We start from the raw sequence: 17,706 nt of genomic DNA, 5'->3' as shown, positions 1-17,706 counted from the left end.
TGCCGGAGCGGACACGGGCATGCGGGGTGAGGATTGGGGAGCGGGAGCGTTGCTCAGCGACAGAGCTGGCTGCTGAGACGGCACAGGTCGACGTGCAGCCGCTCGACGAGCCACACGATCACCGGGAAGAACCTCACGGCGAGGTAGAACATCCTCACAAAGTATCTATATTCCGATTTCACATGTGATGTAGGTCACAGTGCGGACCGGGAGACCGCGGGCGGGCGGCGGCAAGGGGCCGGAAAAAGGGAGAAGGGGCCCCGGCCGGAGCCGGGACCCCCTCCACCCGGAGGCGTCAGGAGGCGAGCTCCCTGACCCTCTCGATGAGCCGGATGCGCTCGTCGTGGGTACGGCCCAGCGGGGCGACGTTGACGGTCGTGACCCCCGACTCCCTCATCGCCTGGAGGCGCTCGCGGACGTGGCCCTCGGAGCCGATCAGGGACATCTTCTCCAGCAGCTCCTGCGGGACGAGCGCGGCGGCCTCGTCCTTCTTGCCGTCGAGGTAGAGGTTCTGGATCTGCTCGGCCTCCTTCTCGTAGCCGTACCGGCGGGCGAGGTCGTTGTAGAAGTTCTTGCCCTTGGCGCCCATACCGCCGATGTAGAGGGCGGCCATCGGGCGGCCCAGCTCCAGCCAGTCCGCCACGTCGTCGCCGATGGCCAGCGCCGCCTGGGCGATGACGTCCAGCTCGCCCAGGGACGGGTCGCGCCGGGCCTTGCCCGCGGCCAGCGAGGCGCCCCAGACGTCGGCGGCCTTCTCCGGCATGTAGAAGATCGGCTCCCAGCCCTCGGCCAGTTCCGCGGAGAGCTCGACGTTCTTGGGGCCGATGGCGGCGATCACGATGGGGATGCGGTCGCGGACCGGGTGGTTGATGATCTTCAGGGGCTTGCCCAGGCCGGTACCCTGGCCCGCGGGGAGCGGCACCGTGTAGTGCTTGCCCTCGTAGGTCAGGCGCTCGCGCTTCCAGACCTGGCGGCAGATCTCGACGACCTCGCGGGTGCGGCCCAGCGGAGCGGTGTACGGCACGCCGTGGAAGCCCTCGACGACCTGCGGGCCCGAGGCGCCCAGGCCGAGGGTGAAGCGGCCGTCGGAGACGTAGTCCATTCCGGCGGCGGTCATGGCCAGCAGGGTGGGCGTACGGGAGTAGATCGGCAGGATGCCGGAGGCGATCTGCAGACGCTCGGTCTTGGCCGCGATGTAGCCCATCTGGCTGACCGCGTCGAAGCTGTAGGCCTCGGCGACGAAGACGATGTCGAGACCGGCCTTCTCGTAGTCGGCCAGTTCGGCCACGGTTTCCTTGAAGCCCCCCGAGTAGTTCAGGGCCATACCGATACGCATCCTGAGATCGTCCTTCCGCGCGCCCACGAAACCGAATGATGTTCCGTTGTCTCCGGTGCAAAGGCTATCGACTCACCGCCGAAGCACCAAGCCCCCGCGTCCAGGCCACGGGGCCGGTAGCGTACGCATTTCGGGGCAGGGGAAAGCCCTCCGGGGACGGGCGGACGAGGAGCGGCGTGCTGAGACGGTCGATCATCGCGGTGGCGGGAGTGCTGGCCCTGGTTCTCGGCGGCCACCGGCTCATACCGGAACTGGGCGGGTTCACGCCCGTGCTGGAGAGCCTGCTGCCCTGGCTCGGCGCCGCCGTTCCTGTGCTGCTGGTCGCCGCGCTGTTCACCCGCTCGTGGCAGGTGATCGTCGCGGCGCTGGTCCCGGCGGCCGTATGGGGGGTCATGTTCGGTCCCGCGCTGCTGCGCTCCCCGCCGGGCGGGCCGAGCGACCTGTCGGTGGCCACCGTCAACGTGGGGGTGACCAACGCCGCCTCGGGCCGGGCCGTACGGGCCGTGTCGAAGGGCCGGGACCTGGTCGCCGCGCAGGAGCTGACCCCCGGCGGCCCGGCGGCCAAGGCGCTCGGCGAGCGCTTCCCGCACCGCTACCAGGTCAGCACGGTCGGCCTGTGGAGCCGCTTCCCGATCGTCGAGGCCCGCAAGGTGGACATCGGCCTCGACTGGGTGCGGGCGTTGCGGGCCGTGGTCAGGACGCCCAAGGGGAAGCTGACCGTCTACGTCATGCACCTGGCCTCGGCCCGCCCCGGCAAGACGGCCCAGCGCGACGAGACCCTCGCGCACGCCCGCAAGATCGTCGACAGGGACGAGAGCGAGCACCTGCTCCTGCTCGGCGACCTCAACACCGCCACCACCGACCGCAAGCGCTCCGGCCTGGTGCCCCCGCTGTCGGACGCCCAGCAGGAGGCCGGCACCGGCTTCGGCTTCACCTGGCCGTCGTCCTTCCCGATCACCCGTCCCGACCACATCCTCTACCGCGGCCTCACCGCGACCGCCGCCGGCGTCGAGCCGGCCGCCGGCAGCGACCACCGCGCCGCCTTCGCCTCGCTGCGCATGGGAGAGGGCTCCTGACCGCGCCGCGCCGCCTCGCCCGCGCGGCGCGGGCGGCGGCGCCCGGGAGGGCCTGCCCGCGGCCTCAGCGCATCCGCAGCGCGGACAGATCCGCTGGGGTGTCGATGTCGGCGGGATCGCCGGTGTCGTCGCAGGGCACCGTGACGACCAGCTCGGGGTGGGCCCGGAGGAACGGCCGGGCGCCGACGTCACCGGTCGCGAGCGCGGCGACCTCCTCGAAGTGCTCCCTGGCGATCAGCACGGGGTTCCTCGGCGCCCCGCCGTAGGTGGCGACGGCGACCGAGGCGCCCTCGCGCGCGGCCCGGATCAGCCGCTCCACCGCCCGCGGGCCGATGAACGGCTGGTCCACCAGGGCGATCACCACGTGCCGCGCGTCGCCGGGGAGCGCGCCGAGGCCGGTGCGCAGCGAGGAGCCCATCCCGGACCTCCACCGCGGATTCCGTACGGCCACCGCCCCGCGCACCTGCGCGACGGCGGCCCCCAGCACGACGACCACGGGATGGCAGCCGCCGTCGTGGAGCAGCCGGACGCCCCGGTCCACCAGCCGCTCGCCGCGGAACTCCACCAGCGCCTTCGGCGTGCCGAGCCGCGAGCCCGAACCGGCCGCCAGCAGCAGCCCCGCGGTGCCCGCCCCCCGCGTGGTCACGACTGGGCCCCGTCGCCGTGGATCCGGCCGGAGCCGTCGGTGAGGGGCTGTCCCGAACCGCCCCAGCGGAGCTGGATCAGCTCGGCGGCGATGGAGACCGCGGTCTCCTCCGGGGTCCGCGCCCCCAGGTCCAGCCCGATCGGGGAGCGGAGCCGCTTCAGCTCGGCCTCCCCCAGGCCCGCCTCACGGAGCCGTGCCAGCCGGTCCTCGTGGGTACGGCGCGAGCCCATCGCCCCGACGTAGCCCGCCGGGGTGCGCAGGGCCACCTCCAGCAGCGGGACGTCGAACCGCGGGTCGTGGGTGAGCACGCAGATCGCGGTCCGCTCGTCCACGGTGATCGAGGTCAGGTAGTCGTGCGGCCACTTGACGATCACCTCGTCGGCCTCGGGGAAGCGCCTGGCCGTGGTGAAGACCGGACGGGCGTCGCACACGACCACGTGGTAGCCGAGGAACTTGCCGATCCTGGCCACCGCGGCGGCGAAGTCGATCGCGCCGAAGACCAGCATCCGGGGCGGCGGGGCGAAGGAGTGCACGAAGACCGACAGCTCGTCGAGCCGCCGCTCCCCGCGTGAGCCGTACCGCCGGACCCCGGTGAGCCCCTGCGCGAGCATGCCCCGCACGTCGTCGTCCACCGCCTCGTCCAGCCGCGCCACGCCCAGCGAGCCGGAGGAGCGGTCCGGCCAGATCACCCTGCGGGCGCCGATCGCGCCCGGCCCGGACAGCACGGTCGCCACCGCCACCGGCTCGCGCTCCCGCACCGACCCGGCGATCGCCCCCAGCTCGGGGAACGTCTCGCGCGACACCGGCTCGACGAACACGTCCAGGATGCCGCCGCAGGTCAGGCCGACCGAGAAGGCGTCGTCGTCGCTCACGCCGTACCGCTGCAGGACCGGCGTGCCGGCGGCGGCCACCTCCCGGGCCAGCTCGTAGACGGCCCCCTCGACGCAGCCGCCCGAGACGCTTCCCTCGGCCTCCTCCCCGAGCACGGCCATGGACGCGCCCGGCGGGCGGGGCGCGCTGCGGAAGGTCTCCACCACGGTGGCCAGGCCGAACGTCTGCCCGGACTCCCACCACCGCACGATCTGCGACAGCACGTCACGCATGCGCCCCTCCCAGCAATCCGGCCAGTTCCTCGAAGGCGGCCAGGCTGTGCCCGGCCACGAAGTCGTCGATGTGGGGCAGGGCGGCGCGCATCCCGGCGGTGAGCGGCTGGTAGCCCCGCTGTCCCTTGTGGGGGTTGACCCAGATCACCCGGTGCGCCATCCGGGACAGCCGGGCCATCTCCGCGCCGAGCAGCGAGACGTCGCCGCGCTCCCACCCGTCGGAGGCGATCACCACCACCGCGCCCCTGGCGTCGTTCAGCGACAGGAGCCTCTTGAGCTCCTCACCCAGCCGGGTGCCGCCGCTCCAGTCGGGGATGGACCGGGAGACGGCGTCCATCGCGGTGGCCGGGTCGCGGTGGCGCAGCTCGGCGGTGAGCCGGGTGAGCCGGGTGCCCGCGCTGAACACCTCGGTGGCCCGGGGCTCGCATCTGACCAGCGCGTGGGCGAGCCGGAGCAGCGTGTCGGCATAGGGGGTCATGGAGCCGCTGACGTCCACCAGCAACACGACCCTGCGGGGCCTGGTCCGGTGCGCGCGGTAGCGGAGCCGGGCGGTCTCGCCGCCGCGCCGCAGGGTCTCGCGGATCGTCGCCCTGCTGTCGAGCCGTCCCCGGTGCGCCGGCCGCAACCGCCGCGACCTGCGCTGCTCGCGCCCCACCCGGAACACCGCGAGCAGCCGGCGCACCTCCGCCAGCTCCGCCCCCGTCATCTTGGCCACGTCCCGGTTGCGCAGCACCTCCGCCTCGCTCGCACTGGCCACCGGGGCGGGACCGTCGTCGCCGCCGGGGGCGCCGGACAGGGCGGCGGTGTGCCGGGTGACGGTGATCGCGGCCGGCCTGGCACGGCCCGCCCGCAGCCCGCCGAAGTAGGCGTGGAAGACCCTGTCGTAACGCGGCAGGTCGTCGGCCGAGGCGCACAGGGTGAACCGGCCCGCCCAGTAGACGTCGCGCGGCTCGGCGGCGTCCAGGTGCGACAGCGCGCGCAGCAGGCCCTGGGTCCTCTCGTGGTCGGCGGGGACCCCCGCCGCGCGCAGCGTCCTGGCGAACCCGGTCATGACGGCGACCAGGTCCCCCGCCGTCCCCTGGCCGGGCGGACCGTCCTCCCTCCGGCCGGGCCGGTCGGAACCATCCCCCGCCCGGTCAGGGCCCTCAGCCTCGGAGATCACCGAAGACCCCGTTCCCGAGCACGGTCTCGTGGTCCTCGCGGTGCTTGAGCAAGGCGCCCAGCGTGGCCGCGGCCAGGTCGGGGTCCAGCTCGCGGGCGCCGAGAGTCAGCAGGGCCTCGGTCCAGTCGATGGTCTCGGCGACCCCGGGCGGCTTGACCAGCCCCGCCTCGCGGAGCCGTCCGGCCGCCCTGGCGACCTGCTCGGCGAGGGTCGCGGAGCAGGCGGGCAGGCGCCGCAGCAGGATCGCCACCTCCCGGTCGAAGGAGGGGTGCTCCAGCCAGTGGTAGAGGCAGCGCCGCTTCAGCGCGTCGTGCACCTCGCGGGTGCGGTTGGAGGTCAGCACGACCACCGGCGGCCGCTCGGCCCGGATCGTGCCGAGCTCCGGGATGGAGATCGCGAAGTCCGAGAGCACCTCCAGCAGGATCGCCTCGAACTCCACGTCGGCCCGGTCGATCTCGTCGATGAGCAGCACGCTGGGCTGGGTCTCCACCGCCTTGAGCAGCGGCCGCGCAATCAGGAACCGCCGGTCGTAGACCTCCCCCTCCAGCCGGGCCGCGTCGGTGACCCCACCGGCCTCGGCCGCCTTGAGGTGCAGGAGCTGGCGGGCGAAGTCCCAGTCGTAGAGCACCTGCGGCCCGTCGAGCCCCTCGTAGCACTGCAGCCGGATCAGCGGCGCCCCCAGCACCGTGGCCAGCGTCCTGGCCAGCTCGGTCTTGCCGACCCCGGCCTCGCCTTCGAGCAGCAGCGGGCGGCCCATCCGCAGCGCGAGGAACGCCACCGTGGCCAGCCCTTCGTCCGCGAGATAGGCCTCCCGGTCGAGCAGCTCCGCCAGCTCTCCGGGCGATCCCACGTCCGACGCCTCGATTGTCCGCCTCAGCACCACCTCAGGCTACGCCCGCAGGTTCGACTTAAGCGTATTCTCACCGTCTGTGAAGAACCTGGTCCGGCAGATCAACACGCCTTCGAGAGTCGTCGTGGCCGCCTTCCTCGCGGTGGTCCTCAGCGGCACGGCGTTGCTGTCGCTGCCCATCGCGGTCGAGGCGGGCCGGGAGGCGTCGTTGACCTCCGCCCTGTTCACCGCGACCTCGGCGGTGTGCGTCACCGGGCTCGCCGTGCAGGACACGGCGGCGCACTGGACGTTCTTCGGCGAGATGGTGATCCTGGTGCTGATGCAGATCGGCGGCTTCGGGATCATGTCGCTCGCCTCGATCCTCGCGGTGGTCGTCTCCGGCAGGCTCGGCCTGCGCGCCCGGCTCAACACCCAGGCCGAGACCAAGACCCTGGGGCCGGGCGACGTGCGCCGGGTGCTCGTGGGCGTCGCCAAGGTCACGCTGGCGGTGGAGACGCTGATCGCCGTGGCGCTCACCGCCCGTTTCGTCATCGGGTACGGCGAGCCGTTCGGCCGCGCCGCCTACCACGGCGTCTTCCACGCGGTCTCGGCGTTCACCAACGCCGGGTTCGCGCTCTGGCCGGACAGCATCATGCGGTTCGTCACCGACCCGTGGGTCTGCCTCCCGCTGGCGCTGGGGGTGGTCGCCGGAGGCCTCGGCTTCCCTGTCTACGCCGTGCTCCGGCAGAACTGGCGCCATCCGGCGCGCTGGTCGCTGCACGCGAAGATCACTCTGGGAATGACCGCCATCCTGCTGTTCGGCGGGGCGACGGCCATCACCGTCACCGAGTGGAACAACCCCGGCACGCTGGGGCCCCTCTCCCCCGGCCTGCGCATCCTGGCCGGGTTCTTCCACAGCGCCATGACCCGAAGCGGCGGCCTGAACTCCGTCGACATCTCCCAGATGAACGAGAACAGCTGGCTGATCAGCGACGTGCTGATGTTCATCGGCGCGGGCAGCGCGAGCACCGGCGGCGGCATCAAGGTGACGACGTTCGCGCTGCTCGCCTACGTCATCCTGGCCGAGCTGCGCGGCGAGCCGGACGTCACGGCCGGGCGCCGCCGCATCCCCGAGCAGCTCCAGCGGCAGACGCTGACCATCGCCCTGCTCAGCGTGGCCTCGGTCGCCACCGGCACATTCGTCATGATGATGGTCACCCCGTTCAAGCTGGACCGCGTACTGTTCGAGGTGGTCTCCGCGTTCGGCACGGTCGGCCTGTCCACGGGGATCACGCCTGACGTCGGCACCAGCGGGCATCTGGTCCTGACGGCCCTGATGTTCATCGGCCGGCTCGGCCCGGTGACCCTCGGTGCCGCGCTGGCGCTGCACATCCAGACCCGTCGGTTCCGCTATCCGGAGGAGCGTCCCCTCGTTGGTTGACAAGAAGAACCGCGGCGACGCGGTCGTGGTGATCGGACTGGGCCGGTTCGGCGGCGCGCTGGCGGTGGAGCTGGTGGGACGCGACATCGAGGTGCTGGGGGTCGACAACGACCCCAAGAACGTCCAGGAGCTGTCCGGGCAGCTCACCCATGTGGTCTGCGCCGACTCCACCGACCCGGACGCGCTCACGCAGCTGGGAGCCGCCGAGTTCGGCCGGGCCGTGGTCGGCATCGGCACCGACATCGAGGCGAGCATCCTGACCACCTCCATCCTCGCCGACCTCGGCGTGCCCGACATCTGGGCCAAGTCGATCAGCCTCCAGCACAGCCGGATCCTGGAGCGGGTCGGCGCCCACCACGTGGTGCAGCCCGAGCACGACATGGGCGAGCGGGTCGCGCACCTGGTCACCGGCCGGATGCTCGACTACGTGGAGGTCGACGAGGATTACGCGCTGGTCAAGACCAAAGCCCCCCGCTGGGCCGCGGGCAGGACGCTGGGCGAGCTGGGCATCCGCAAGAAGTACGGGGTAACCGTGGTCGGGATCAAGAAATCCGGCGGCAGGTTCACCTACGCCACCTCCGAGACGGTCATCGACGGCGGCGACACCCTGCTGGTCGCGGGCGACACCGACAAGACCGAACGGTTCGCCGAGGAGACCTGAGGCCGGGCGGGAAGGTCTCACTCGGAAGTGCTGGAAGAGGTGGAGCGGGTCGTCGCGGCGGGTGCCCCCGCCAGGCAGGTGACGCGGACCGTCGTCCGGTCGCCGCCGGACGCGAACTGGACCGAGACGGCCGGCGCGGGCCCCCGCTCGACCCTGCCGACGCCGTACCCCTGGGCCGGGCTCCAGGACAGCAGGACGGCCCGATCGGCGTCGCAGGCGGTGACGACGGACCCCTCACCGTAGGAGAACTCCCTGGTCGCCGCTCCGGGCCAGGGCGAGGCGGGACGGGCGGGCTGGGCGAGCGCGGGGCTGCCGGTCGCGCTGACCAGGGTGCGCTCGACCTCGCTCAGCGTCATGGGCCGGACGTCCTGGCCGGTGATGTGGACACCGATCAGCGACACCGCCCAGGTGCTGGCGACCGTGGTGAGGGTGGCCGCGGCAAGCCACCCGCCCAGCCCGAGCAGGGTGTGCCTGTTCACTGAACAAACGTCTCATCAGCCCTGCTAACACCCCGCCAAGCAGGCCTCACGACGTGGTTAACGCAGCCGGCCGATTAGGGAAAGGTTAGCGTGAAGACGTGGCACAGTTGCTCCTCGTCGAGGACGACGCCCAGGTCAGATCCGCGCTGACCCGCGCGCTCACCGAACGCGGGCATGCCGTCGCGTCCGCTTCCGCGGGCATGCCGGGGCTGACGCGGGCGGTGGCGGACCGGCCCGACCTGGTCGTGCTCGATCTGGGCCTGCCCGACCTCGACGGCTGCGAGGTGCTGCGCATGCTGCGGGCCGTCAGCGCCGTCCCGGTCATCGTGGCGACCGCGCGCGACGACGAGCCGGAGATCGTCCGGGCGCTGGACGCCGGGGCCGACGACTACGTCGTCAAGCCGTTCAGCGCGGCCCACCTGGACGCCCGGATCCGGGCCGTGCTGCGCCGCGGCCGGGACGCCGACGAAGGGACGGCGCCCGTGGTGGTCGGCGGCCTCCACATCGAGCCGGCGGCGCGCGAGGCCACGCTCGACGGCACTCCCCTGGGCCTGACGCCCAAGGAGTTCGACCTGCTGCACTATCTCGCGGTCCGCCCCGGCCAGGTCGTCTCCAAGCGGGAGCTGCTCACCGAGGTGTGGCGGATGGCGTACGGCGGTGCGGACAAGACCGTCGACGTGCACCTGTCCTGGCTGCGCCGCAAGCTCGGCGAGAGCGCCCAGCGGCCGCACTACCTGCAGACCGTCCACGGCGTCGGCGTCAAACTCGTCGATCCGGGTCCATGAGGCCGGACGATGAGACGGCGCCTGGCCCTGCTCGCGGTGGCGACCACCTCGCTGGTCCTCGTGGCGTTCCTCGTGCCGCTGGCCATGCTGGTCAGCACGGTCGCCGCCGAGCGGGCCACGGCCGGCGCCACCGCCAAGGCGCAGTCGCTGGCCGCCGTGGTGGCCCTGGGCGACCGCGACAGCCTCGACGCCACCCTGCGGCAGGTCAACGGATCCGCCGACACCCCGATCACGGTCTTCCTGCCGGATCGCACGTCGCTCGGCGCCCCGGCCTCCTGGGATCCCGCGGTCGAGCTGGCCTCGCGCGGGCGCAGCATCACCATGGAGACCCCGGCCGGCCGGGAGATCCTGGTGGCCGTCCAGGGCGGGGCCGGCGGCACCTCGGTCATCCGTACGTTCGTCGGCACCGAGCGGCTCCGGGAGGGGGTCGGGCGGGCATGGTCCGTGCTGGGCCTGATCGGGCTGGCGCTGCTCGCCGTCGGGATCGTCGTCGCCGACCGGCTCGCCCGCTCCCTGATCCAGCCGGTCAGGCAGGTCGCCGGCCTCTCCCGCCAGCTGGCCCGCGGAGACCTGGACGCGAGAGTGGAGCCGGCGGGCCCGCCGGAGATCCGTGACGTCGGCGCCGCCCTCAACCATCTGGCCACGCGCATCCGCGAGCTGCTCACCCGCGAGCGCGAGGCGGTCGCCGATCTCTCCCACCAGCTCCGCACCCCCGTCACGGCGCTGCGGCTGGAGGCCGAGACCCTGCGGGACAAGGACGAGGCCGCGCGGGTGGGAGAGGCCGTCGACACCCTCGAACGCATGGTCACCCAGGTGATCCGGGAGGCCCGGCGGTTCGGCCGCGACGGCGTGGCGCGCTGCGACGCCACCGAGGTGATCACCGATCGGGTCACCTTCTGGTCGGCGCTCGCCGAGGACCAGGACCGGCCGGTGGGGCTCCGCCTGCCCGGCATCCCGCTCCCCGTCGGGGTCAGCGCGCAGGACCTGGCCGCCTGTGCCGACCTGCTGCTGGAGAACGTGTTCGCCAACACGCCCGATGGCACGCCCTTCACCGTCGAGCTGGCGCCCCGGCCGGGCGGCGGCGCCCTGCTGGTGATCACCGATGAGGGCCCCGGGTTCCCTATCCGGCCTCGGTCGACCGCGGGATGAGCGGCAGGTCCTCCACCGGTCTGGGGCTCGACATCGCACGCCGTACGGCGGAGGGCTCCGGCGGCCGGCTGCGGGCCGGTCCGGCCCCGTCGGGAGGGGCCGAGATCACCCTCGAACTCGGTCCGGCCCCGTCTTAACGATTCGTTAGGAACACCGCAGCGTTTTGCTATCCGGCCCCCTGGCAGCCTGGAGGGGTCATCGCACTCCCGACATCGCGGGACGCCACCGGGCTCCGGAGCCCGGGACGGCCGGCGGCGGTGACACGGCTGCCTCACGGAAGGTCTCCGCGGCGGTGGAGTGAAGATCGTCGGCCGGAGGGCCGGCAGCCGGGGAGACGGCAGCCGGGACGCCCATGACCAGGAGGACCACAGCCGGAGCGGCGAGAACGGAACCTACCGATCGACTGAGATCACGTCGCATGGGCCGGCCCCCTGCCCGTTCCGGGTGGGGGGCACGGTCGTGCCCGCGGGGTCCGGCGGCCCGCCGGAGGAGGGGCTAGCGGGTCTCCTCGGCCTCGCCGCGCTCCCGGATGAGTGCGGCGAGCTCGCCCACCTGCCGCACGGTCCGGTCCTTCTCCGACCCCTGCAGTCCCATGGCCCCGATCGTCGCCCCGTCGGTGAAGTCGATCTTCGCCCAGGGCTCGCTCTGGGTCAGGGTGACCCCCAGCACCTCCGGCCACTCGTAGCGGTGCACCCGCAGCGGGTTGACCACGGTGATCCCCCGCTCGTCGGCCTCGACCCGGCAGCGCCCCAGCAGGTGCAGCACTCCGGCGATCAGCCCGCCGAGCACGACCATGGCGACCTTGTCGACCACGGTGAACGGCGGCGGCAGGAAGATCGCCATCAGCAGCGCCCCCAGCATGATCGCCGCGGCGAAGCCGTACGCCACGATCCGTCCCATCTTCGGCCGCCACACCACGGGAAGCTCAGGCGGAGGGACGCTCTCGGGGCTCACTTGAAGATCACAATCCTTCGGGAAAACCGCCGGTCATAACCGGTGTGACTGCCGACACAGTGCCGAATGAAATTTACCGCACGGCCCCGCCGGCCATGACTCCGCACGGAGGGTCCGCGGATCCTCCCTTTTCCTTCGCCGCCCGCGCCCGCCGCGGAGCGGGGCGGGCGTCGCGCGACGCGGCCGGCGGGGCAGGAGGCCTCCGGCCCGCCGCGGGCGCGCTCCCGCCTATTTCCGCAGGTCTCTCAGGAGCAGGGCGGTCTCCAGGGCCGCCACGGTCGCCTCGTACCCCTTGTCCTCGTGGCTGCCCGGCAGACCGGAGCGGTCGACGGCCTGGTCGAGGGAGTCGCACGTCAGCACGCCGTTGCCGACCGGGGTCTCCTCGTCGAGGGCGACCCGCGTCAGGCCGGAGGTCACCGAGTCGCAGACGTATTCGAAGTGGGCGGTCCCGCCCCGGATCACCGCCCCCAGGGCGACGACCGCGTCGTACCGCCGGGCCAGGGCCTGGGCCACGACCGGGATCTCCAGGGTCCCGGCCACGCGGACCACGGTCACGGTGGCGCCGCTGTCCTCGCCGGCCTGTACGGCCCGGGCCACGAGCTGGTCGGTGATCTTCTCGTGCCAGCGGGCGGCCACGACGCCGACGGTCAGCCCGCCGGCGTCGACGGCCGAGATCCTCGGGCGTCCGGCGCCGCTCATGCGGGCCCCCCGCCCAGCGGCCCTGAGTGCGCCCCCGCGGGCGCGTCCCGCCTGATCATGCCTTCTCCTCCTGGATGTCGTGGCCGAGGCGCTCGCGCTTGGCCGTCAGGTATTTCTCGTTGTAGGGGTTCATCGCCACCGGCATCGGCTCGCGGCCGAGCACCTTGATGCCGTACCCGTCCATACCCCGTAGCTTGGCCGGGTTGTTGGTCAGCAGCCGGACCGACTTGACGCCCAGGTCGGCGAGGATCTGCCCGGCGTTGGAGAACTCCCGGGCGTCCACCGGCAGCCCGAGCTCCAGGTTCGCGTCCACGGTGTCCCGGCCGTCGTCCTGCAGGCTGTAGGCCTTGAGCTTGGCCAGCAGGCCGATCCCGCGCCCCTCGTGCCCGCGCAGGTAGACGACCACGCCCCGGCCCTCGGCGGCGATCTCGGACATCGCGTGGTCGAGCTGCACTCCGCAGTCGCACCGCAGCGACCCGAGCACGTCCCCGGTCAGGCACTCGGAGTGCGCGCGGACCAGGATGTTCTCGCCGTCCTCGATGTCGCCGTAGACCAGGGCCATGTGCTCGCCGCCGTCCAGCGCGCTCGCGTAGCCGTACGCGCGCCACATGCCGTGCCTGTTCGGCAGGCGCGTCTCGGCGACCCGGGTCACCATCCGCTCGCTGCGCCGCCTGAACTCCACGAGCTGCTCGATCGAGACCAGCGCCAGGTCGTGCTCGTCGCAGAACTCGCGCAGCTCCGGCAGTCTCTTCATGGTCCCGTCGTCGTTGACGACCTCGGCGAGCGCGCCCGCCTGGCTCAGCCCGGCGAGCCTGGCCAGGTCGACGGCCGCCTCGGTGTGGCCGCGCCGGACCAGCACGCCGCCCTCGCGGTAGCGGAGCGGGAACACGTGGCCGGGCCGTACCAGCTCGAACGGCTCGGTGGCCGAGTCGCACAGGGTGCGGATGGTCTTGGCCCGGTCCGAGGCGGAGATGCCGGTGCTCACCCCGTCGCGGGCGTCCACGCTGATCGTGTAGGCGGTGCGGAGGCGTTCCCGGTTGTCGTTGACCATCAGCGGCAGGCCGAGCCGGTCGAGGTCCTCGCCGCGCATCGACACGCAGATCACGCCGCTGGTGTGCCGGATGGTGAAGGCCAGCAGCGCCGGCGTGGCCTTCGCCGCGGCGAAGATGATGTCCCCTTCGTTCTCGCGGTTCTCGTCGTCGACGACCACCACGGGCTTGCCTTCGCGAATGTCGGCGATCGCCCTCTCGATCGGGTCCAGCTTGATCACACCGCCTCCTTGGGAACGAGTACGGTCCTCGACCGGTACTCCTTTAGCCAGTTGAAGAATCCGACCAGGACGAGCACGAAGAACACTCCGTACACCGCCCCGGAGACGACCAGTCCCGAGCTGAAGGCCAGCGGCACGCCGACCAGGTCCACCGCGATCCAGATCAGCCAGAAGTCGACCAGCGCCTGGCCCTGGGCCCAGGTGGCGACCGCGCTGCCGACGAAGATGTAGGAGTCGGCGAGCACCAGGAGATATCCCTCGGGCGGCGGGACGAAAGCGCCCCAGGAGAGCTTGGTGACGAAGAAGATCACACCGACCGCGAGCGTGCCCAGGAGCATGACCCCGACCAGCGCCAGCCGTTCGAGGGTGGTCGCGGGGCGTACGGCCAGCCCCCGGCCGTCCTGGGTGCCGCGCGTCCAGCGCCACCAGCCGTAGACGGCCAAGGCACCGAACATGATCTGCTTGAGCGCGTTGCCCGTGATGTGTGCGTTGACCGAGGCGATGAGCAGCAGCACCGAGGCGGTGAGCTGGACCGGCCAGGTCCAGATCGACTTGCGGATGGCCAGCAGAACGGTGGCCAGGGCGGCCACGTTTCCGACCAGGTCCGTCCAGAGGACCTTCGTGCCGAAGACCTCGAATCCCGCCTCGGCCCAGTTCACGACCTGCCCCCGAGGCCGTACGCGCCGACGAGCTTCTCCACGTGCTTGGCGATCACGTCCACCTCGAGGTTCACCGGGTCACCCGGCTGCTTGGCGCCGAGGGTGGTGAGCTGCAGGGTGGTCGGGATCAGGCTGACGGCGAACCCGCTGCCGTCCACGCCGACCACGGTCAGGCTGACGCCGTCCACCGCGATCGAGCCCTTCTCGACCACGTAGCGGTTCAGCTCGGCCGGGAGGGAGAACCGGACGACCTCCCAGTGCTCGTCGGGCTCGCGCGACAGCAGCACGCCCGTCCCGTCCACGTGGCCCTGCACGATGTGGCCGCCCAGCCGCTGGTCGGCGCGGACCGCGCGCTCCAGGTTGGCCCGGGAGCCGGGCCGCAGCGCCCCGAGGCAGCTGCGGTCAAGGGTCTCCTTCATCACGTCGGCGGTGAACACCTCCCCGTCCACCTCCACCACGGTCAGGCAGACGCCGTTGACGGCGATGGAGTCGCCGTGCCCGGCGTCGGCGGTGACGACCTTGCCCCGGATCGACATCCGGGCCGCGTCCCGCAGGGGCTCGATCGCGGCGATCTCGCCCAGTTCCTCAACGATTCCGGTGAACATTCACAGCTCCTTCAGGGGTACCGGCCGGGCGGTCAGACGCAGGTCCGGCCCGATGGGGGTGACATCCTCGAACTCCAGGCGGTGGGTCTCGGCGATCGTGGCGGCGCCCGCCGGGCCGAGCGCGGCGGCCCCCTCCCCCAGCAGCGCCGGGGCGAGGTAACCGACGACCCGGTCGATCAGGCCCTCCTTCAGGAAGGAGCCCGCGAGGGTGGGCCCGCCTTCCAGCAGCACACCGACGATCTGGCGGCGGTGCAGCTCGGCCAGGAGCCCCGCCAGGTCGAGCCCGTACGGCCGCCGCCGCGCCAGCCGTACCACCTCGGCCCCGGCCGCGAGCGCGTCGGCGTCGGCGTCGTCGGCGACCGCGACCAGCGTGGGCGCCCGGCCGTCCAGGACGCGGGCGGTGAGCGGGGTGCGGGCGTCGCTGTCGACGACCACGCGGAGCGGCGGCCTCGTGGCGGGAGCGCCCTGCGCCAGCGGGCGGGCGGTGGCGGCCCCGTCCGGGAGGCCGGAGTCCACGCCGGCGGGGGCGCCGTCCGCGGCCGGGCGGCGGACGGTGAGGCGGGCGTCGTCGGCGAGGACGGTGCCGATGCCCGCGATGATCGCGTCGGCCTCGCCGCGCAGGCGGTGCACGTCGGCGCGGGACTCCGGCGAGGTGATCCACTGGCTGGTGCCGTCCGCGGCGGCCGAACGGCCGTCCAGCGTGGCGGCGTACTTCCAGGTGACGTGCGGCCGGCCGAGCCGGACGGAGGTCAGCCACTCGGCGTTGCCGCGCCCGGCCTCCTCTGCGAGCACGCCGGTCGTGACGGCGACGCCGTGCCGGGTGAGCCGGTCGGCGCCGCCGGCGGCCGCGGGGTTGGGGTCGCGCACCGCGACGACGACGCGGGCGATCCCGGCCTCCAGCAGGGCGAGCGCGCAGGGCCCGGTGCGGCCGGTGTGGTCGCAGGGTTCGAGGGTGACGTAGGCGGTGCCGCCCCTGGCGCGCTCTCCGGCGGCGCGCAGCGCGACCACCTCGGCGTGCGGGCCACCGGCGTAGGCGTGGAAGCCCTCCCCCACGACCTGTCCGGCGGCGTCGAGGACGACGCATCCGACGACGGGGTTGGGGCTGGTGGTGCCGCGTCCGCGCGCGGCGAGCTCGATCGCCCGGCGCATGTGCGCCTGATCAGTCACCCGGGTCTCCTACTCGCCAGTAGCTTGCTCTGCCACGGCGGGCCCCGGGGGATAACAGGTGCATGCACCCAGTCAGCGGAGGGTGCCTGGGGGCACTCTCCGCTCGCGCGCTTCCTCCCATCCGGACTTTAACCGTCGGTCCCGGAATTTCACCGGGTCAACCGGTCGATGGCTTCGACCGGGTCGCGGACTGTAACCGCCGGTTCGGATTTTCACCGACCCCGGAGCACGCTGCTTGCCTTTCGGGTCGCTCGTCCTGTCGGACTCGCTCCCCGTACCTCAGTGTGCCATGCCCGACAAAGGGCCTGAACACCCCTATATTATGTTGACCAAGCGAGCGCTTGGTCAACACCGCCTCGGCGGGCGGGCGACGCTCACCGCCACGAACAGCACCGAACGGGCCGGAAGGATTCCCGTTCGGGAGCATTCAGTGGCGGGCGGGCACGTCAGTAGTGCCCGAAGCCCCCGGCCCAGCGCCCCGCCCCCTGTTCAGGCAGCCCTCTCCGGCCTGTTCAGGCAGCCCTCTCCACCCTGTTCAGGCAGCCCTCTCCGGGCAACGGGAACAGCCCGGAGCACCCCTCCCGCCGGCACCGGCCGGACCGGGCGGCGGCCGGGCCGTCCTCCGCGCGACCGGAGGAGGCGGCCGTCAGGGGAAGCAGGCCGCCTGCCCGGCTACGCGGCCCGCTCGGCCGTCACCCGCCGCGCCCTGCGGGCGTCCGGGGCGTATCTGACCGGGGCGGGCACCAGCCCGATCCCGGCGTGCAGGCCCTTCAACGTGGCCGTCGCCCACAGGTCGCCGAGCGGCGTGGCGGGCAGGCCGTACAGCCTCCGGGCCCAGCGCGGCAGGGTCGCGAAGGCCAGCACGGTGAGCATCGGGATGACCGGCTTGAGCGGGAGGAGATAGGTGGGGAGCGGCGCGCCCAGGGACTGGCTGAACGACTGGCGCAGCGGGTGGGGCACCTCGGGGGCGAAGTAGAGGCCGGGACGGGCGCCCTGGACGTAGTCGCGCATCTCGCCGACCGAGCCGGGCACGTCGTCCGGGCGGAGGCCGACGACCTCCGCGGCGCGGCGCCACTCGTCCACGAACCGGTCGGCGTCCTCGTCGCTCAGGCGCACCCCCGCCCGGCGGGCGACCGACAGGTAGGAGTCGACCTCGCCGACGTGGACCCACAGCAGCGCGCCGGGGTCGTCGAGACGGAACCGCTCACCGGTGTCGGGGTCGAGCGCGGTGAGCCGGGAGTGGATCTTCCTGACCCGGGCGCCCGCCTCGGCGACCTCGGCGCTCGTGCCGTAGGTGCGCACGCGGACGAACTCGGTGGTGCGCAGGAACCGGGACCACGCCTCGGACGGGTCCATGAGCGCGGAGTTCTGCGCCACCCCGCGCATGGCCCGGGGGTGCAGCCCCTGCATCAGCAGTGCCCTGAACCCCCCGACCAGCAGGATCGGCTCTCCCATCACCCGCCAGGTCACCGAGCCCGGCCCGAACAGTCCGTGATCCATGGACCACCTCCCTTGCAAGTGAGTGCTTACCCCATCCGGCCGGAGTGACTCCTGCCACAACCATGACATCACCGGGACGGCGCCGTGGCGGATCCGGGGTACTGTCGCCCCGGTCTCGCGGCGCGTTCACTTGAGCGCGGCCGCACCCCGGGCGGGGTACGGCCGCGGCGGGAGGTCCGGGCGGG

The 17,706-nt window shown here is 72.8% G+C and carries 19 protein-coding genes and 1 riboswitch; of the genes, 5 read left to right on the top strand and 14 right to left on the bottom strand.

The window, feature by feature from the left end; genetic code table 11:
• Positions 1–53 precede the first annotated feature (53 nt).
• A complete protein-coding gene (locus SROS_RS54205) occupies positions 54–152 on the bottom strand; it encodes a putative leader peptide (RefSeq protein WP_012889551.1) in 99 nt (32 codons plus the stop codon).
• 143 nt (positions 153–295) lie between these two features.
• Positions 296–1,336, bottom strand: coding sequence for an LLM class F420-dependent oxidoreductase (locus SROS_RS13800; protein ID WP_012889550.1), 1,041 nt, complete (start codon positions 1,334–1,336; stop codon positions 296–298).
• A gap of 176 nt (positions 1,337–1,512) precedes the next feature.
• On the opposite strand from SROS_RS13800, the gene SROS_RS13795 reads away from it, so the two are divergent.
• A complete protein-coding gene (locus SROS_RS13795; RefSeq protein WP_012889549.1) occupies positions 1,513–2,412 on the top strand; it encodes an endonuclease/exonuclease/phosphatase family protein in 900 nt (299 codons plus the stop codon).
• Between the two features lie 64 nt (positions 2,413–2,476).
• Here SROS_RS13795 and SROS_RS13790 read toward each other — a convergent pair whose 3' ends face one another.
• From SROS_RS13790 to SROS_RS13775, 4 genes are read right to left on the bottom strand one after another with little or no spacing between them, the layout of a single operon-like run.
• On the bottom strand, positions 2,477–3,058 hold the full coding sequence (locus SROS_RS13790; protein WP_012889548.1) for a nucleotidyltransferase family protein: 582 nt from the start codon (positions 3,056–3,058) through the stop codon (positions 2,477–2,479).
• Positions 3,055–4,161: an XdhC family protein gene (locus tag SROS_RS13785; protein WP_012889547.1), complete on the bottom strand. Its 1,107-nt coding sequence runs from the start codon at positions 4,159–4,161 to the stop codon at positions 3,055–3,057. Before SROS_RS13785 ends, SROS_RS13790 begins: the two co-directional genes overlap by 4 nt.
• Entirely contained in the window at positions 4,154–5,323 is a 1,170-nt protein-coding gene (locus tag SROS_RS13780; protein ID WP_012889546.1) for a vWA domain-containing protein, read from the bottom strand. Before SROS_RS13780 ends, SROS_RS13785 begins: the two co-directional genes overlap by 8 nt.
• Positions 5,307–6,203, bottom strand: coding sequence for an AAA family ATPase (locus tag SROS_RS13775; RefSeq protein ID WP_148269074.1), 897 nt, complete (start codon positions 6,201–6,203; stop codon positions 5,307–5,309). Before SROS_RS13775 ends, SROS_RS13780 begins: the two co-directional genes overlap by 17 nt.
• A 49-nt stretch (positions 6,204–6,252) precedes the next feature.
• Here SROS_RS13775 and SROS_RS13770 point away from each other — a divergent pair, with 49 nt between their 5' ends.
• Complete coding sequence (locus tag SROS_RS13770) at positions 6,253–7,593, top strand: TrkH family potassium uptake protein (protein ID WP_012889544.1); 1,341 nt, start codon at positions 6,253–6,255, stop codon at positions 7,591–7,593.
• Positions 7,586–8,254, top strand: coding sequence for a potassium channel family protein (locus tag SROS_RS13765; RefSeq protein WP_012889543.1), 669 nt, complete (start codon positions 7,586–7,588; stop codon positions 8,252–8,254). Before SROS_RS13770 ends, SROS_RS13765 begins: the two co-directional genes overlap by 8 nt.
• Before the next feature lie 17 nt (positions 8,255–8,271).
• Here SROS_RS13765 and SROS_RS13760 read toward each other — a convergent pair whose 3' ends face one another.
• Complete coding sequence (locus tag SROS_RS13760; RefSeq protein WP_012889542.1) at positions 8,272–8,733, bottom strand: hypothetical protein; 462 nt, start codon at positions 8,731–8,733, stop codon at positions 8,272–8,274.
• A 98-nt stretch (positions 8,734–8,831) separates the two neighbouring features.
• Between SROS_RS13760 and SROS_RS13755 the strand changes: the two genes are divergently transcribed.
• Positions 8,832–9,518: a response regulator transcription factor gene (locus tag SROS_RS13755; protein WP_012889541.1), complete on the top strand. Its 687-nt coding sequence runs from the start codon at positions 8,832–8,834 to the stop codon at positions 9,516–9,518.
• 9 nt (positions 9,519–9,527) lie between these two features.
• Positions 9,528–10,667 (top strand): sensor histidine kinase, encoded by a 1,140-nt coding sequence (locus tag SROS_RS13750; protein ID WP_245564632.1) that lies wholly within the window; start codon positions 9,528–9,530, stop codon positions 10,665–10,667.
• 495 nt (positions 10,668–11,162) lie between these two features.
• On the opposite strand, the gene SROS_RS13745 is transcribed toward SROS_RS13750, so the two are convergent.
• The 7 genes from SROS_RS13745 to SROS_RS13715 form a co-directional block, all read right to left on the bottom strand.
• Positions 11,163–11,621 carry a PH domain-containing protein gene (locus tag SROS_RS13745; RefSeq protein ID WP_012889540.1) on the bottom strand — a complete coding sequence of 153 codons (459 nt, stop codon included), beginning with the start codon at positions 11,619–11,621 and terminating at the stop codon, positions 11,163–11,165.
• Positions 11,622–11,849: 228 nt separating this feature from the next.
• On the bottom strand, positions 11,850–12,320 hold the full coding sequence (gene ribH / locus SROS_RS13740; protein ID WP_012889539.1) for a 6,7-dimethyl-8-ribityllumazine synthase: 471 nt from the start codon (positions 12,318–12,320) through the stop codon (positions 11,850–11,852).
• A gap of 55 nt (positions 12,321–12,375) precedes the next feature.
• Complete coding sequence (locus tag SROS_RS13735) at positions 12,376–13,590, bottom strand: bifunctional 3,4-dihydroxy-2-butanone-4-phosphate synthase/GTP cyclohydrolase II (protein WP_012889538.1); 1,215 nt, start codon at positions 13,588–13,590, stop codon at positions 12,376–12,378.
• A complete protein-coding gene (locus SROS_RS13730) occupies positions 13,587–14,249 on the bottom strand; it encodes a nicotinamide mononucleotide transporter family protein (protein ID WP_012889537.1) in 663 nt (220 codons plus the stop codon). The genes SROS_RS13735 and SROS_RS13730 overlap by 4 nt, the downstream gene beginning before the upstream one ends.
• Positions 14,246–14,854, bottom strand: a complete 609-nt coding sequence (locus SROS_RS13725; protein ID WP_012889536.1) for a riboflavin synthase — start codon at positions 14,852–14,854, stop codon at positions 14,246–14,248. The genes SROS_RS13730 and SROS_RS13725 overlap by 4 nt, the downstream gene beginning before the upstream one ends.
• The gene (gene ribD, locus SROS_RS13720) at positions 14,855–16,021 is read right to left on the bottom strand and encodes a bifunctional diaminohydroxyphosphoribosylaminopyrimidine deaminase/5-amino-6-(5-phosphoribosylamino)uracil reductase RibD (RefSeq protein ID WP_012889535.1); all 1,167 of its coding nucleotides are present in this window, start codon (positions 16,019–16,021) and stop codon (positions 14,855–14,857) included.
• 103 nt (positions 16,022–16,124) lie between these two features.
• Positions 16,125–16,255, bottom strand: a riboswitch (FMN riboswitch).
• A gap of 438 nt (positions 16,256–16,693) precedes the next feature.
• Complete coding sequence (locus SROS_RS13715) at positions 16,694–17,521, bottom strand: oxygenase MpaB family protein (RefSeq protein WP_043651980.1); 828 nt, start codon at positions 17,519–17,521, stop codon at positions 16,694–16,696.
• Positions 17,522–17,706 lie beyond the last annotated feature (185 nt).

The sequence above is a fragment of the Streptosporangium roseum DSM 43021 genome (assembly GCF_000024865.1).
GTDB classification, from domain to species: domain Bacteria; phylum Actinomycetota; class Actinomycetes; order Streptosporangiales; family Streptosporangiaceae; genus Streptosporangium; species Streptosporangium roseum.
Note: the sequence above shows the minus strand (reverse complement) of the source record. Positions and strands in the feature narration are given on the sequence as shown.